The 16,411-nt window shown below is 66.3% G+C and carries 13 protein-coding genes; 9 read left to right on the plus strand and 4 right to left on the minus strand.

Features of this window, described 5'->3' with window-relative positions:
- The first annotated feature begins 671 nt into the window (after positions 1-671).
- Both WH265_RS08885 and WH265_RS08890 read left to right on the plus strand, forming a co-directional pair.
- Positions 672-2,696, plus strand: coding sequence for an acetoacetate--CoA ligase (locus tag WH265_RS08885; protein ID WP_339558011.1), 2,025 nt, complete (start codon positions 672-674; stop codon positions 2,694-2,696).
- Between the two features lie 176 nt (positions 2,697-2,872).
- Positions 2,873-4,069 carry a multidrug effflux MFS transporter gene (locus WH265_RS08890; RefSeq protein WP_339558012.1) on the plus strand — a complete coding sequence of 399 codons (1,197 nt, stop codon included), beginning with the start codon at positions 2,873-2,875 and terminating at the stop codon, positions 4,067-4,069.
- Between the two features lie 53 nt (positions 4,070-4,122).
- Here WH265_RS08890 and WH265_RS08895 read toward each other — a convergent pair whose 3' ends face one another.
- The gene (locus WH265_RS08895; protein WP_021026505.1) at positions 4,123-4,506 is read right to left on the minus strand and encodes a VOC family protein; all 384 of its coding nucleotides are present in this window, start codon (positions 4,504-4,506) and stop codon (positions 4,123-4,125) included.
- Positions 4,507-4,795: 289 nt separating this feature from the next.
- Between WH265_RS08895 and WH265_RS08900 the strand changes: the two genes are divergently transcribed.
- Positions 4,796-5,752 carry a DMT family transporter gene (locus WH265_RS08900; protein WP_339558013.1) on the plus strand — a complete coding sequence of 319 codons (957 nt, stop codon included), beginning with the start codon at positions 4,796-4,798 and terminating at the stop codon, positions 5,750-5,752.
- On the opposite strand, the gene WH265_RS08905 is transcribed toward WH265_RS08900, so the two are convergent.
- Positions 5,749-6,696 (minus strand): LysR family transcriptional regulator, encoded by a 948-nt coding sequence (locus WH265_RS08905; RefSeq protein WP_116926028.1) that lies wholly within the window; start codon positions 6,694-6,696, stop codon positions 5,749-5,751. The genes WH265_RS08900 and WH265_RS08905 overlap by 4 nt on opposite strands.
- Before the next feature lie 122 nt (positions 6,697-6,818).
- Here WH265_RS08905 and WH265_RS08910 point away from each other — a divergent pair, with 122 nt between their 5' ends.
- The 5 genes from WH265_RS08910 to WH265_RS08930 all read left to right on the plus strand — a co-directional run bounded on the left by WH265_RS08910 (position 6,819) and on the right by WH265_RS08930 (position 13,139).
- Positions 6,819-7,529: a pirin family protein gene (locus tag WH265_RS08910; RefSeq protein ID WP_339558014.1), complete on the plus strand. Its 711-nt coding sequence runs from the start codon at positions 6,819-6,821 to the stop codon at positions 7,527-7,529.
- Between the two features lie 65 nt (positions 7,530-7,594).
- On the plus strand, positions 7,595-8,290 hold the full coding sequence (locus WH265_RS08915; protein ID WP_339558015.1) for a hydrolase: 696 nt from the start codon (positions 7,595-7,597) through the stop codon (positions 8,288-8,290).
- Positions 8,291-8,351: 61 nt separating this feature from the next.
- A complete protein-coding gene (locus WH265_RS08920; protein WP_339558016.1) occupies positions 8,352-10,250 on the plus strand; it encodes an amidohydrolase in 1,899 nt (632 codons plus the stop codon).
- Positions 10,251-10,330: 80 nt separating this feature from the next.
- Complete coding sequence (locus tag WH265_RS08925; RefSeq protein ID WP_339558017.1) at positions 10,331-11,974, plus strand: MFS transporter; 1,644 nt, start codon at positions 10,331-10,333, stop codon at positions 11,972-11,974.
- A gap of 151 nt (positions 11,975-12,125) precedes the next feature.
- Positions 12,126-13,139: a dioxygenase family protein gene (locus tag WH265_RS08930; RefSeq protein WP_339558018.1), complete on the plus strand. Its 1,014-nt coding sequence runs from the start codon at positions 12,126-12,128 to the stop codon at positions 13,137-13,139.
- Here the strand turns inward: WH265_RS08930 and WH265_RS08935 are convergent, their stop codons facing one another.
- Together WH265_RS08935 and WH265_RS08940 are read right to left on the minus strand one after the other, a co-directional pair.
- A complete protein-coding gene (locus WH265_RS08935) occupies positions 13,140-14,177 on the minus strand; it encodes a phosphotransferase family protein (protein WP_445228503.1) in 1,038 nt (345 codons plus the stop codon).
- Positions 14,174-15,406, minus strand: coding sequence for an acyl-CoA dehydrogenase family protein (locus WH265_RS08940; protein WP_339558019.1), 1,233 nt, complete (start codon positions 15,404-15,406; stop codon positions 14,174-14,176). The genes WH265_RS08935 and WH265_RS08940 overlap by 4 nt, the downstream gene beginning before the upstream one ends.
- Positions 15,407-15,575: 169 nt before the next feature.
- Between WH265_RS08940 and WH265_RS08945 the strand changes: the two genes are divergently transcribed.
- Positions 15,576-16,373 carry a tyrosine-protein phosphatase gene (locus WH265_RS08945; RefSeq protein WP_312989002.1) on the plus strand — a complete coding sequence of 266 codons (798 nt, stop codon included), beginning with the start codon at positions 15,576-15,578 and terminating at the stop codon, positions 16,371-16,373.
- Positions 16,374-16,411: the final 38 nt, after the last annotated feature.

A 16,411-nucleotide genomic window follows, 5' to 3' on the forward strand; every position in this document is an offset into this window, starting at 1 on the left:
GGTGTCATTTGTTGCGCTGTTTTGGTGCAGGCCCGGAGGCTGACCAACCAGCGCTTGCTGGGAATTAAACATCTGTGCTTAACGCGCCAGGTGGCACGAAAGCTGACCCATCGGGCTTTGCGGTCCCCGCATTGCCGCTGGTCTCCAGGGCATGCAGGGAATACCAACCATGCGCCACGGCGCGACGATTGAGAACCCGAGCCTATCGATTAAGTTCCGGCGTGGATGCATTATTTTGTGACCAATGCAGCCTAAATGCATGCATCTTGCAGTCAGCATGCAGCGCACCTGCCATCAGACACAGCAAGCCCGCTCCTCGCCGTCCATCCCCTCTGCCTTGCCTGGCCCGCTGGGTCTGTGCCCGGGGCCCCTGCCTGCCTCGCACGGTGTGCAAAGCCTGCATGGCGATGATCGCCTGCAGGCCCCCAAGCGCTGTGTAGGAAAAGACGAAAGGCGCCCGTCAGCACCCGGGCGCGAATTGTGCCAGCTCGCCAGGCACTGCGCCCGCAAAGGGCTTGGGCAGGCTGACAAAAAATAACATTGCAAAGCAGGATCGGCGGGGCGCCCGGCAGAAACAGCGCCCCCTGCTGCCAGGGTGACAGCTTGCGTGCTAACCCCCATGCCAGCGCGCGCCGCTTTGCGTACGCTCTGGCTACGCTTTTTCTTTTGCCATGACCACCTCTGCCCTCTCCCCCCTGCCCCAGATCGAGCACTACGCGCAATGGCTCAGCCAGCAGCATGGCCTGCACTTTGACGACTACGAGGCCATGCATGCCTGGTCGGTCGAGCACCTGGCTGCATTTTGGCGCAGCATCTGGGACTACTACCAGCTTGAATCGCCTACGCCAATCACCGAGGTGCTGAGCGCCGATGCCATGCCGAATGCGCGTTGGTTCAGCGGCGCCCAGGTCAGCCTGCCGCGCCAGCTGCTGCGCCATACGGCAGCGGCCCATCAGGCCGGGGTGCCGGCGATCGTCAGCGACAACGAACTCGGCCAGGTGCGCGAGATGGCCTGGCCCGAGCTGCAGCGCCAGGTGGCCTCGGTGGCGGTGGCGCTGCGCAGCCTGGGCATTGGCCGGGGCGACCGTGTGGCCGCCTATATGCCCAACATCCCCGAGACGGTGGTCGCCATGCTGGCCTGCGTCAGCCTGGGCGCAATCTGGAGCGTCTGCGCCCCCGACATGGGCGTGGCTGCCGTGGTGGACCGCTTCAAGCAGATCGAGCCCAAGGCCTTGATCGCCGTTGATGGCGTCTACTACGGCGGCAAGCCGCTGGACCGCAGTGCGGTGGTGCAGGCCTTGCTGGCCGAGCTGCCCACGGTGCAGCACTGCATCAGCGTGCAAAGCCCCTATGCCGCCGCAGCGGTGGGCAGCCACAGCTGGAACTGGGCCACCACCGGCCAGGACGCGCAGGCCGTGGCGGCCTTCGAGCCCGAATGGCTGCCGTTTGACCACCCGATCTGGATCGTCTATTCCAGCGGCACCACCGGCCTGCCCAAGCCCATCGTGCATGGCACCGGCGGCATCCTGCTGGCCCTGCATGTGGCGGGGCTGCACAACGACCTGGGCGCCAGCTACAGCGACAGCCATGCCGGCGAGCGCTTTCTCTGGTACAGCTCCACCGGCTGGGTGATGTGGAACATCCAGGTCAGCGGCCTGCTGTTTGGCACCACGATCACGATCTTCGACGGCCACCCGGGCGGCAGCAGCAGCCAGCCTGATTGGGGCGTGCTGTGGCGTTTTGCCGCGCGCCACCACACCAGCATCTTTGGCGCGGGTGCCGCTTATTTCAGCAACTGCATGAAAGCCGGCCTCGACGTGGGCGCCATCCCTGGTCTGCAGCAGGTGCGCACCTTGGGCAGCACCGGCTCGCCGCTGGCACCCGAGGTGCAGCGCTGGGGCAGTGCCCAGCTGCAGGCCGCCGGCGCCGGCGAGGTGTTCTGGTGCAATATCTCGGGCGGCACCGATTTTTGTGGCGCCTTTATCGGCGGCAACCGCAGCCTGCCCCAGGCGCCCGGCCGCATGCAATGCCGCTGGCTGGGCCATGCGGTGGAGGCCTGGAACGAGCAAGGCCAGGCTGTGCGCGACGAGGTTGGCGAGCTGGTCTGCACCCGACCTATCCCGTCGATGCCGCTGTACTTCTGGAACGACCCGGGCAAGCAGCGCTACCTGGACAGCTACTTCGACCACTGGCCCGGCATCTGGCGCCATGGCGACTGGATCCAGATCAACAGCGACGGCAGCTGCGTGATCTATGGCCGCAGCGACGCCACCATCAACCGCCAGGGCCTGCGCATGGGCACCAGCGAGATCTACAACGCCATCGAGGCGCTGCCCGAGGTGCAGGATTCGATGGTCATCGACCTGGAGTACCTGGGCCGCAACAGCTATATGCCGCTGTTTGTGGTGCTGCGCGATGGCCTGGTGCTGGACGCCGCCATCCAGGGCCGCATCGAGCAGGCGATACGCACCGCCCTGTCGCCGCGCTTTATCCCCGACACCATCGCGCAGGTAGCCGAGGTGCCGCGCACCCTCACCGGCAAAAAGCTGGAGCTGCCGATCAAGAAACTGCTGCTGGGCCAGCCCGCCGACAAGGTGCTGAACCCGCAGACCATGGCCAACCCTGGCTGCCTGCCCTGGTACGAGGCCTTTGCCGCCCAGCATCTGGCACGGCTCAGCCAGCCGGCCGCTGGCTGAAAGCCCCGCGCTGCAGCGATTAAAGGACGGTGCGATAATGGAAATCTATCGAGATGCAGCGGCTGGGCACCCCAGCCTCGGCGCCTGAGCCCCAGGGCCCGCGCCACAGCGCCTTCTCGCCTCCGACCCTCCTCCTGAAGATACGCAGCCCACCCGCCTGCGTGTCTGCAACCTGTATGCCTTCATCCATTTCTCTGCGCCTGGTGTTTATCCTGGGCCTGCTATCCGCCATTGGCCCTTTTGCCATCGACATGTACCTGCCGGCCCTGCCGCAGATTGGCGCCAGCCTGCAAGCGCCCGTCGGGGCCGTGCAGGCCAGCCTGACGGCCTTCTTCCTGGCGCTGGGCGTGGGCCAGCCGCTGTTTGGCACCCTGGCCGATATGTGGGGCCGCAAAAAGCCGCTCTACCTGGGCCTGGCGATTTTTGTGCTGGCCAGTGTCGGCTGCGCGCTGGCGCAGGACATCCACACGCTGGTGGTGCTGCGCTTTATCCAGGGCCTGGGTGCGGCAGCGGGCATGGCCATTCCGCGCGCGGTGGTGCGTGATCTGCACACCGGCCACGAGGCCGCGCGCATGATGTCGCTGCTGATGCTGGTTTTCAGCGTCTCGCCCATCCTCGCGCCGCTGGCCGGCAGCGGGGTGATTGCAATCGGCGGCTGGCGCATGGTGTTCTGGGTGGTCGCAGTGGCCGCGCTGATCGGCATGGTGGCCATGGCGCGCGGCCTGCCCGAGACGCGCGCATCCAACAACGGCGTGGACGGCAGCCTGGGCGGTGTGCTCCAGGCCTATGGCCTGCTGCTGCGCGACTGGCACTACCTGGGCCTGGTGTTTATCGGCGCCTGCGCGATGGCGGGCTTTTTCGTCTACCTGGCCGGCTCGCCCTTTGTGCTGATCAACCACTACGGCCTCAGCACCACGCAGTACAGCATGGCCTTTGCGTTCAATGCGATTGCCTTTATCGGTGCGGCGCAGTTCACCGGCATGCTGGGCAAGCGCTTTGGCCTGGTGCCCGTCGTCAAGCTGGCCGCTAGCGCCAGCGGCGTGGTGATGTGCTGCCTGCTGGCCTACTACCTGGTGGGTGGCGACCAGCTCGCCGTGCTGATTGGCCTGTACTTTGTCGCCAGCGGCCTGATGGGCCTGGTGATTCCCACCACCTCGGTGCTGGCGCTGGAGGCGCATGGCCAGATTGCCGGCACCGCCTCGGCCTTGCTGGGCACCTTGCAGATGCTCACCGGTGCGGTCGCCATGCAGATTGTGGGCCTGTTCTCCAGCGGCAAGCCGCTGCCGATGGTGGTGGGCATGGCCACCGGCGCGCTGTGCGGCGTGCTGCTGACCTGGATCACCTTGGGCGGCAAACGCGGCGCCCGGGTCTGACACCCTCCAATGACAACGCCCCGCAGCTGCGGGGCGTTTTTGCTTTCTGAGGTTTAAACCTTGGGCTGGCGGTAGGCCAGACAGAGCTTGTTGCCGTCCGGGTCGCGCAGGTAGGCCAGGTACAGGGCCGCAGGGCCTTCGCCGCGCCAGCCCGGTGGGTCTTCACAGGCCACGCCACCATGGGCCAGCCCCACCGCATGGGCCTGGTCCACCTGCTCGGTGCTGCTGGCGGCAAAACCGGTCGTGCTGCCATTGCCGATGCTCGCTGGCTCGCCATTGATGGGGGTGCTGACGCTGAAGGTGCCGCCATTGGCGCGCCAGAAATAGCGGTTCTTGTTGGCAGCGCCCGCGGGCACGCCCAGCGCGGCGAGGAAGGCGTCGTAGAACTGGCGCGATTTCTCCAGATCGCTGGTGCCGAGCATGATGTGGCTGAACATGGGTGTCTCCTTGCAGATGGGTAAGGCGTTGGGGAAAGTTCGGGCAGCAGCCACTATAGCGGCGCTGGCGGGCGGCTGAATACGCGCGCTTGTCGCGCAGTATCCACCATCCGCCCCAGCGGTCTGCAGCCAGCACACAACAGTGCCTGGCCGTGCAAGTGCCAGTCCTTAGCCCCTGGCGCTGGTCACCTGTCGCCTGCCTGCCAATCACCGGACACGCACAGTCGCTATAGTCGCCCCGAGCCTGCTGGCATGCGTTGCGCGTGCCGGGTCCAGGCACCATCCAAACATGAATTTACAAAATATCCTCGGCCCGCAGGCCGCCTCGCACCTGCGTTTGATGGGCATGGCCTTGCTCTGGGGCGCGTCCTGGCCCAGTGGCCGCATGGTGGCCCAGCACATGCCGCCACTGGCGGCGTCGGGCCTGCGTTTTGTGCTGGCCGCCGTGGTGCTGCTGGTCTGGCTGTATGCGGCAGGCGGCATGGCCGGGCTCAGGCACTGGTCGCCCAAGCGCTGGCTGGGCATGGCCGCCGCTGCGGCCACAGGCGTGTTTGGCTACGCGGCCTGCTTTTTGAGCGGCCTGCAGTACCTGCCCGCCAGCAAGGCGGCGCTGGTCATCACGCTCAACCCGGTACTCACCTTGCTGCTGGCCGCCTGGATCTTTCGGGAACGCATCAACCGCACGATTGCCTTGGGCATGGCGCTGGCGGCGCTGGGCGCGGTGCTGGTCATCTCGCATGGTGACCCGGCCCAGCTGCTGGCCGGCGGCCTGGGCCGGGGCGAGCTGCTGATCCTGGGCTGCGTGGCCTGCTGGGTCAGCTACACCTTGCTGGGGCGCGCCATTCTGGCCGGGGTCGATGCGCTGTCCACCACCGCCGTCACCGCCACCATCGGCGCCGTCATGCTGCTGGCCGCCAGCCTGGTGGTCGAAGGGCCGCAGGGCATGGCCCAGGCCTTCGATGCGGGCCTGCCCGCCTGGGGCGCGCTGCTGTTCCTGGCCTGGGGCTCTACTGCGCTGGCTTACGCCTGGTATTTCGATGGCGTCAAGGCGCTGGGCGCTGGCGCGGCATCGGGCTATATCACCTTGGTGCCGGTGATTGGCGTGGCCTGCTCGGCGCTGTGGCTGGGCGAGCAGATCGATGCACCGATGCTCGCCGGTGGCGCGATGGCGCTGGCGGGCACCGCCGTGATGAACTGGGGCCGGCGCACACCGCGTGCTGCGGCGGCTACAGCGGCCGCGCACTAAACCGCCAGCGGGTTCTCGGCCAGCTGCGGCGGCAGCTCTGCCCAGGGCTCGTTCATGAACTGCTGGGCCGCATAGTCCATAAAGGCCTGCACGCGCGCCGGCCGCGTACGGCCCGGCGGGGTGACGATGTTCAGCGACAGCACATCGGCCTCCCAGCCCGGCATGGCGGTCTGCAAGCTGCCATCGCGCAGCTCCTGCCACACCAGAAACGAGGGCTGCAAGGCCAGGCCCATGCCGGCCAGCAACGCCGGCTGCAGCGCCTCGGCATTGTTGACCTGCATCTGTATCGGCATCACCTGCGTGTACTCGCCGTGCCGCGCATGGCGAAAGCGCCAGCTGGTGCCATAGCGCGCCAGGCTGTACTGCAGGCCCTTGTGCTGGGCCAGATCACGTGGGTGTACCGGGTGGCCATAGCGCTCGAAGTAGGCCGGTGAGCCGACCAGCAAGATGCGCACCTTGCACAGGGTGCGCGCAATCAGGCTCGAATCGCTCAGGTTGGCAATGCGCAGCGCCAGGTCAAAGCGGTCGCGGATCAGGTCCACCTGCTCGTCGGCAAAGTGCAGGTTCAGCTCCACATCCGGGTGCATCTTCATGAACTTGGGCAGGATCGGCGATAGCCGGGCAATGCCAAACGACATCGGCGCGGCAATGCGGATCTGGCCGCGCAGGCTGGTGGAGCGGTCGGTGATGTCGGCCTCCACCGCCTCGCCCTCCTGCAGGATGCGCGTGGCCCGCTCCAGCGCGCTGCTGCCGGCATCGGTCAGCGCCATGCGGCGCGAGGTGCGGTGGAACAGGCTGGTCTTCATGCGGCCCTCCAGCCGTGTGATGGCCTTCGATACCGTCGCCTGCGACAGCGCCAGCTCGGCAGCGGTGCGCGCGAACGATCCGGTCTCGGCCACCTTGGCAAAAATGGCCCAGGCCTCCAGGTCAGGCAGCTTGCTCATGGCTTCATCGCTTTCTCGATCACATTAAATATGGAATGAATGCTTTTCTATATTTTCTATTTTAATCATATTCAAGGCGACCTACACTTTCTTCATCGACGACAAAACACCTGGAGAAAGACATGATTGAACGACGCAGCTTTGACAGCCTGGGCGGTGCCAACCACGGTTGGCTCGATGCCAAGCACCACTTCTCTTTTGCAGACTACCGTGACGCCCAGCGCGTGAACTGGGGCGCTCTGCGGGTCTGGAACGATGACACCATCACCCCGCAAACCGGCTTCCCACCGCACGGCCATGCCGACATGGAAATCATCACCTATGTCCGTGAAGGTGCCATCACCCACGAAGACAGCCTGGGCAACCGCGGCCGCACCGAAGCCGGTGATGTGCAGGTGATGAGCGCTGGCAGCGGCGTGCGCCACTCGGAATACAACCTGGAGTCCACGACGACCCGCATCTTCCAGATCTGGATCCTGCCCGACCGCCAAGGCGACAAGCCCAGCTGGGGCGCCAAGCCCTTCCCCAAGGGCGACCGCAGCGGCAAGTTCGTGACCCTGGCCAGCGGCATGGACGGTGATGGCGACGCGCTGCCCATCCGTGCCAATGCCCGGGTGCTGGGTGCCACGATCAAGGCCGGCGAAAGCCTGGACTACGGTTTTGCGCATGCCGACCGCTATGGCTACCTGGTCCTTGCCAAGGGCAGTGCCTCGGTCAACGGTGTGGCGCTGTCCAGCCGCGATGGTGCCGCCATCCATGGCGAGACCACGATCCGCATCACCGCCACGGAAGACACCGAAATCGTGCTGGTGGATGCACCGGCCCTGAACTAAGTCCGCCCAGATTCCTTTTAAACACACGCCTTCCCCGTTTTTTCACTTTTCCAAGAGCACGCACCATGACCAACAAGCAATTTCTCGAAGTCCTGACCCCCGCCAACAGCCAGATGATCTTCATCGACCAGCAGCCCCAGATGGCCTTTGGCGTGCAGTCCATCGACCGCCAGACCCTGAAGAACAACGTGGTGGGCCTGGCCAAGGCGGCCCAGGTGTTTGGCGTACCGACGACGATCACCACGGTCGAGACCCACAGCTTCTCGGGCCACACCTACCCAGAGCTGCTGAATGTCTTCCCCGGCAACCCCATCCTGGAGCGCACCTCGATGAACTCCTGGGACGACCAGAATGTGCGTGATGCGCTGGCCGCCAACGTTGCCAAGGGCCACAAGAAGATCATCGTCTCGGGCCTGTGGACCGAAGTCTGCAACACCACCTTTGCTCTCAGCGCCATGCATGATGCCGGTTACGAGATCTACATGGTCGCCGATGCATCGGGCGGCACCTCGCTCGAAGCGCACAACCAGGCCATGCAGCGCATGGTGCAGGCCGGTGTGGTGCCCGTCACCTGGCAACAGGTGCTGCTGGAATGGCAGCGTGACTGGGCCAAGCGCGAGACCTATGACGCGGTGATGGACATCGTGCGCGAACACTCCGGTGCCTACGGCATGGGTGTGGACTATGCCTACACGATGGTGCACAAGGCGCCAGAGCGTGCACAGCACGGCAACACCATCGGCCCCAAGCCCGCTGTTTAACCGTTTTAGGGGGCAACGCCCCCGCCTGCCGCCCACACCACCCACCACGCACGCCACCGCCATGACCACCTCCAGCCCCGACACCATTTTTCACAACGGCCGCTTCACCACCTTGAACAAGGCCCAACCCACGGCCAGCGCCGTTGCCATCCGCGATGGCAAGTTTGTCGCGGTGGGCAGTGATGCCGAGGTGCTGGCGCTGGCTGCCAGCGGCACCCGCAAGATCGATCTGCAAGGCCGCAGAGCGCTGCCCGGTCTGTTTGACAACCACACCCATGTGATTCGCGGCGGTCTGAACTTCAACATGGAGCTGCGCTGGGACGGGGTGCGGTCGCTGGCCGACGCGCTGGAGATGCTGCGCCAGCAAGTGGCAATCACACCGGCACCGCAGTGGGTGCGCGTGGTGGGGGGGTTTAGCGAGCACCAGTTTGTTGAAAAGCGCCTGCCGACCCTGGCCGAGATCAATGCGATTGCGCCGGACACGCCCGTGTTCCTGCTGCATATGTATGACCGCGCCTTGCTCAACGCTGCTGCGCTGCGCGCTGTGGGCTTCCACCGCGACACACCCCAGCCACCGGGTGGCGAGATTGTGCGCGACAGCCAGGGCAACCCGCAGGGCCTGCTGCTGGCCAAGCCCAATGCCACCATCCTGTATTCCACCCTGGCCAAGGGCCCCAAGCTGCCCTTCGAGTACCAGGTCAACTCCACGCGCCACTTCATGCGCGAGCTCAACCGCCTGGGCGTGACCGGTGTCATCGACGCCGGTGGTGGCTCGCAGAACTACCCCGATGACTACCAGGTCATCGAAGAGCTCAACCAGCAAGGCCAGATCACCGTGCGCCTGGCCTACAACCTGTTCACGCAAAAGCCCAAGGAAGAGAAGGACGACTTTCTGCAGTGGACGCAGTCGGTCAAGTACAAGCAGGGCAACGACTACTTCCGCCACAACGGCGCTGGCGAAATGCTGGTGTATTCGGCGGCCGACTTTGAAGACTTTCGCCAGCCCCGCCCCGACATGCCGCCGCAGATGGAGACCGAGCTGGAAGATGTGGTGCGCGTGCTGGTCCAAAACAAGTGGCCCTGGCGCCTGCATGCCACCTATGACGAGACCATCAGCCGCGCGCTTGATGTGTTCGAAAAGGTGCACCAGGAAACACCCATCGACGGTCTGAACTGGTTCTTTGACCATGCCGAAACCATCTCCGACCGCTCGATCGACCGCATCGCTGCGCTGGGCGGCGGCATTGCCGTGCAGCACCGCATGGCCTACCAGGGCGAGTACTTTGCCGAGCGCTATGGCCACAAGGCGATGGAAGCCACACCGCCGGTCAAGAAAATCCTGGAAAAAGGCGTCAAGGTGTCTGCCGGCACCGATGCCACCCGCGTGGCCTCGTACAACCCCTGGGTGTCGCTGTCCTGGATGGTGACCGGCAAGACTGTCGGCGGCATGCAGATGTACCCCGAGCGCAACCTGCTCGACCGCGAAACCGCGCTGCGCATGTGGACCGAGAACGTGGCCTGGTTCTCCAACGAGGAAGGTGCGCGTGGCCGCATCCAGGTGGGCCAGTTCGCCGACCTGATCGTGCCGAGCAAGGACTACTTCCAGGTGGCCGAGGATGAGATCTCCTTCCTCACCTCGGACCTGACCGTCGTCGGTGGCCGCGTGGTGTATGGCGCAGGCAGCTTTGCCCGCCATGACGACAACCCCCTGCCCCCTGCGATGCCCGACTGGTCGCCCGTGCGCCGCTTTGGGGGCTATGGCGCCTGGGGCGAGCCCGAAGGTGCTGGCAAAAATTCGCTGAACCCCGCGCGCTACCGCAGCCTGGCGGCTGCCTGCGGCTGCGGCAGCCAATGCGGCATGCACGGCCACCAGCATGCCAATGCCTGGGCGTCGAACGTGCCGGCCTCCGACATGCAAGGCTTTTTTGGCGCACTGGGCTGCTCCTGCTGGATGTCCTGAGCGCTGCAACACCACCCACCCCCCACCTATTCCCGCTGACCCGCAACCCCTCCGGGTCAGCCCCCGATCCGAGCACGTCCATGAACCACAACCATCCCGACCATCCCCCGGCGCAGCCCGCGGCCCCGGCCCAGCCCGCCGGCGGCAGCTTTGCCCCCTTGCAGCAAAAACTGTTTGCCGTGCTGTGGATCGCCACCGTCGTCGGCAACACCGGCAGCTTTGTGCGCGATGTGGCCAGCGCCTGGCTGATGACCGACCTGTCGCCATCGCCAACGGCCGTCGCGCTGGTGCAGGCGGCAGCCTCGGCCCCGGCCTTTCTGCTGGCGATACCGGCAGGCGTGCTGTCGGACATCCTGGACCGCCGCAAGTTTCTGATCGCCATCCAGGTGCTGCTGGCCTGCGTCAGCATTACCTTGATGACCCTGTCGGCGATGGGCATGCAGACGGTGGGCTCGCTCGTGGCACTGACCTTTCTGGGGGGCATTGGCGCCGCACTGATGGGCCCGACCTGGCAGGCCATCGTGCCCGAGCTGGTCGCCAAGCGGGACCTCAAATCAGCGGTAGCACTCAACTCGCTGGGCATCAATATTGCCCGCGCCATTGGCCCGGCTTTGGGTGGTGTGGTGCTGGCGGGCCTGGGTGCCTCGGTCACCTACGGGGTGGATGTGATCAGCTACGCCTTTGTGATTGCCGCACTGCTGTGGTGGCCGCGTCCCAAGGCCGAGCAAGACGACCTGAGCGAGCGCTTTGCAGGCGCCTTCCGTGCCGGCCTGCGCTATGCCCGCTCCAGCCGCGAGCTGCATGTGGTGCTGCTGCGTGCCTTCCTGTTCTTTGCACTGGCCAGCTCGGTCTGGGCGCTGCTCCCGTTGGTGGCCCGCCAGCTGCTGGGCGGTGGGGCCGGCTTCTACGGTGTGCTGCTGGGCGCCGTCGGTGTCGGCGCCATTGGCGGTGCCTTCCTGCTGCCCAAGCTGCGTAGTCGCCTGTCGTCCGATGGCCTGCTGCTGATGTCGGCCCTGGTCTCCGCTGCCGTGATGGCCTTCCTGGCGATATCGCCGCCCCAATGGGCTGCCGTGCTGGCACTGCTGCTGCTGGGCCAGTCCTGGATCACCGCGCTCACCACCCTCAACGGCGTTGCCCAGGCCATCTTGCCCAACTGGGTGCGGGGCCGTGCGCTGGCCGTCTACCTCACCGTGTTCAACGGCGCGATGACCTTCGGCAGCCTCAGCTGGGGCTTTACCGCCAAGGCGCTGGGTGTGCCCAGCACCTTGCTGGTGGGTGCTGCCGGCCTGGTCGTGATGGGCCTGATCGCCCACCGCATCAAGCTGCCCGAAGGCGAGGCCGACCTGGTGCCATCCAACCACTGGCCCGAGCCGCTGACCGCCCACGCTGTCGACAAGGACCGGGGCCCGGTGATGATCCAGATCCGCTACCACGTGGCCAAGGACAACCACGCGCCCTTCCTGAAAGCTCTCGCCCGCCTGTCTGCCGCCCGCCGCCGCGATGGCGCCTATGCCTGGGGCATCGTGCAGGACACCGCCTCCGAGGACCACTTCATGGAGTGGTTCCAGGTGGAATCCTGGGCCGAGCACCTGCGCCAGCACAAGCGGGTGACCCATAGCGATGCCGATGTGCAAAGCGAAGTGGCGCAGTACCACCAAGGCAGCGAACCCCCGGTGGTCCAGCATTTCCTGTCGGTGAACCACCCCGCCCAAGGCCATGCCTGATCGTTGAACCCCAGCACCCAGTCTGCCCAGCGGCAGCCTGGGTTTTGCGTTTGAAAGCGGCCTGTCAAGCACCGGTAAAACCGGGTAAAGAAGGCCGCCACGGGGCGCAAAAGCCGCGATCCCCGCCCATGCGGCGTTTAGCATGCGCGGCATGTCTTCCCCCAAAATGCCCATAGCAGCCACCCCGTCACGCCGCCAAATGCTGCGCCATCTTGCGCAAGCGGCCTGGGCCGTTCCCGCCCTCAGCCTGGGCGCCTGCAGCAGCATCACCAAGGCCCCGGCAGCTGCCAACGCCGCGCCTGCCATCGGCAATGCGCCCTGGGCGACCGGCGGCACGGCCGCCATCAGCGCGGCCGTGCGCGCCAGCAACCCCTTTGCCGCGGCCGCTGCCAGCGCATGCACGCTCAGTTGCGAAGCGACCATCGGCCCCTGCCACACCCAGTCGCCCGAGCGCGTGGACATCAGCGATGGCTGGGATGGCTTGCCGATGCACCTGCAGCTGCGACTGCTCGATCTGCAGTGCCAGCCCATTGCTGGCGCGCTGGTGGAGATATGGCATACCAATTACACGGGTGGCTACTCGGGCGAGATCGTCCCGATGTGCAACAACAACGCAGCCGACACCCAGCGCCAGTTCTTTCGCGGCTGGCAGCGCAGTAATGCCGAGGGCATTGTGCGTTTTGACAGCTGCTACCCCGGCTGGTATGCGAGCCGCGCCAACCATACCCACATCCGCATTCTGCAAGGCGCCTATGAGGCCAGCGATGCGGCCAGCAGCTGGCTGACCACGCAGCTCTTGTTTCCCGACGCGCTCAACAGCGCAATCTTTGCCCAAGCGCCGCACTACCAGGACAAGGGCCAGCCCGACACCACGTTGGACAGCGACAACGTCGTCGGCGAGGAGCCCGACAAGAGCGCCTATCTCTGGGAGGTGCAGAACATCGCCGGCGTGATGCTGGCCAGCAAAACCCTGGTGCTGCGCAGCAATCTGGGCGATACGCTGTGCCAGGTCAAAGGCAGGATGCCGCCCGGCCCACCGCCGGGCATGCAGGGTGGCCCTGGCGGACCCGGTGGGCCGGGGGGACCAGGCCGGCCACCGCCCGGCTTCCAACCTGGTGGCCCGCGCCCGCCACTGCCGCCGGGCGTGCAGGCGCCTCAGGGCTGATCAGCCGCGCTCAAAAGCCTGCGCGCATTGCCAGCCCAGCGCTGCCAGCGGGCCGGCTTTGGCGCCCGTCGCAGCGGCATCAGCGGCCGCCGCCGTGCCATCGGCAGCGCGCTGCGCAATGCCGTAGAGGATGGCGGCCATGCGGAACAGGTTAAAGGCCAGGTAGTACTCCCACAAGGGGCCCGGGTCGCGGCCGGTGCGCTCGGCATACAGCGCCAGGTACTGCCGCTCGTCGGGGATGCCCAAGGCCGCCAGATCACAACCCCCCATGCCGCGCCACAGCGCAGGCGGCACGCGCCAGGCCATGCCGTGGTAGGCCAGGTCGGCCAGCGGATCGCCCAGGGTGGACAGCTCCCAGTCCAGCACGCCAATGATCTGCGGCTCGCTGCGGTGCCAGACAAGGTTGTCCAGCCGGTAGTCGCCATGCACCAGGGTGGTCTCTTCGGCCTGCGGCAGGTGCCGGGGCAGCCAGTCCATCAGCTGCTGCATCGCAGGGTCTACGGGCACCCGCAACTGCTGGGTCTGCTGGCTCCAGCGCCTGGTTTGGCGCGCCACATAGCCGCCGGCGCGGCCGTAGCTGCCCAGGCCCAGCGCGGCCGGGTCCAGCTGGTGCAGCGCGGCGATCACGCGGTTCATCTCTCGGTACAGCGCGCCGCGCTCGGCCGCCTGCATGCCGGGCAAGGCCGGGTCCACCAGCACCCGTCCGTCCAGAAAATCCATCAGGTAGAACGGCGTGCCCAGCAGCTCGGCATCGTCGCAATAGGCCAGCATGCGCGGTACGGGCACCGCCGTGCCGGCCAGGGCCTGCATCACCTGGTGCTCGCGGTCAATCGCATGCGCTCCGGCCACCAGGCTGCCGGCGGGCTGCTTGCGCAGCACCATTTGCCGGCCGCCCAGCTGCAGCTTGTAGGTGGGGTTGGACTGGCCGCCCGCCAGCACGCTCACCGTGATCGGCTCGCCATTCGACAGGCCCAGACCGTGCAGATAAGGCTGCAGCAACTGCGCCAGCGCCTGCGGGCTGTGCGTGGCCGTGCTCACAGCGGGCGCGGCGCTGCGGGCACCGCCTGGATGATCGCTGGCACGCCGCGCTCGGCCTGCGCATCCTTCTCGGCCGCCTGCACCAGCTTGCGCGCCATGCTGAAGCGGTGCACCTCGCTGGGGCCGTCATAGATGCGAAAGGCGCGCATGTCCATGAAGATGCGCATCACCGGGGTCTCCATGGTCACGCCCTGCCCGCCCAGGATCTGCACGCAGCGGTCCACCACGCGCCATTCAGCCTCGGAGCAGACCACCTTGGCCCGGCTCGATTCATAGCTACCCTGCTCGCCCTGGTCCAGCAGCCAGGCGGTGTGCCAGATATGCAGGCGCGCGGTGTGCAGATCCATGTCGTTGTCGGCCAGCATAAAGCCCACGCCCTCGTGCGAGGACAGCGGCTTGCCAAAGGCGGTGCGGCGGCGGGCATAGGCCAGCGCCACATCCTGCGCACGCCGGGCCTGGCCCAGCCAGCGCATGCAATGCGTCAGCCGCGCGGGCGCCAGGCGCACCTGGGCATAGCGAAAGCCCTTGCCGACCTCGCCCAGAATGGCGCTGGCAGGCACACGCAATTGGTCAAAGCGCAGCACGCCGTGGCCACCGGTAAAGCAGGCATCCATCGCATCCATGGAGCGCTCCAGCGTGATGCCGGGCTGGTCCATATCGCTCAGAAACATCGTGGCGCCGCCGTCTTCGGTGCGGGCCATGATGATGGCGTAGTCCGCCCCTTCGGCGCCGGTGATGAACCATTTCTGCCCGCTGATCAGGTAGTCATCGCCATCGCGCACCGCCACCGTGGCGAGCGCCGCCGGGTCGGAACCGGCACCGGGTGCCGGCTCGGTCATTGCAAAGCAGGAACGCAGCTGGCCCGCTACCTGCGGGCGCAGCCAGCGCGCCTGCTGGTCCGGGGTGGCCACCGCCTCCATCAGGTGGATATTGCCTTCATCGGGCGCATGGATGTTGAGCGCCGTCGGGCCCAGCCAGGAGTAGCCGGCCTCTTCAAACACCACCGCTTTCTCGATATGCGTGAGGCCCAGCCCGCCCAGCGCGCGCGAGGCATGGGGCGTGAGCAGGCCGGCTGCGCGGGCGCGCTCGACCAGCTCGCGGCGCAAGGCTTCATCGGGGCCATGGCGGCTTTGCCGGGCATCGTTCTCCAGCGGAATCACCTGCTCGGCGATAAAGGCGCGGGTCTTGTCGCGCAGCGCCAGCAGTTCGGGGGACAGGGAAAAATCCATGGTGCGGTCTTCGGGTAAGGGGGCCTGCAGATGGTGCCATGCGCCGCGTGCCAGGCGGTCACCGTTGAGACAGAGTCGCCCGCCCCGGCGCTGCGGCACTAAAAAGCGCTGCAAAGGGATGACACCCTGGTGTCGTACCCCGGACTTGCAGATGGGCTATAAACAAAGCATGCCCATCCAAGCCGAATCTGCACCCATCACCTCCGAGGCCACCACCCAGGCCTATAGCCGCCACCTGCCACTGGCGGGCACCACCAATTTCCGCGATCTGGGCGGCTACCAGGGCCTGGACGGCCGCACGGTGCGCTGGCGCAAGCTGTTCCGCTCTGACCACCTGGCCTTGCTCAGCCCCGAGTCCCAGCTGCAGCTGCTGCGCGAGCTGGGCGTGGCCCGCTCGGCCGATTTTCGCGGCCAGCGCGAGCAGACCGTGGACCACTATGCGATCGACGGCCTGCAGCACCATTCGCTGGCCATCGAGCCGACCCTGGTGCAGCGCGCCTTCAGCCTGATGCAGCAAGGCCAGCGCCTGACGCCCGACCACACCGTCGTGCTGATGCAGGACACCTACCGCAGCTTTATCCACGACAATGCCGCGCCGTTTGCGCAGTTCTTCGAGATGCTGCTGGACAGCGATGCGCCCATCGTCTTCCACTGCACCGCTGGCAAGGACCGCACCGGCTGGGCCGCCACCTTGCTGCTGACCACCCTGGGCGTGCCCCAGCATGTCGTGCTGCAGGACTACCTGCTGACCAACGACTACTACCACCGCCCGGCCGAAGCCGTGGCCGCTGCCGCCCACATCCCCGAGGAAGTGCTGCAGGTGCTGTGGCGGGTGCAGGAACCCTTCCTGACCGCCGCGATCCAGCCCGTGCTGCAGGACTATGGCAGCATCCCCAACTATGTGGAAAAGGTGCTGGGCGTGGATGCAAAGGCACAGCAAAAGCTCGCGCAGATGTATCTGGAATAATCGGTTGTTCCTTCGACCTTAGGCTCTGCTGTGGGCCT

Origin of the sequence: Comamonas sp. MYb396 (assembly GCF_037479555.1) — a bacterium.
GTDB lineage: Bacteria > Pseudomonadota > Gammaproteobacteria > Burkholderiales > Burkholderiaceae_C > Comamonas.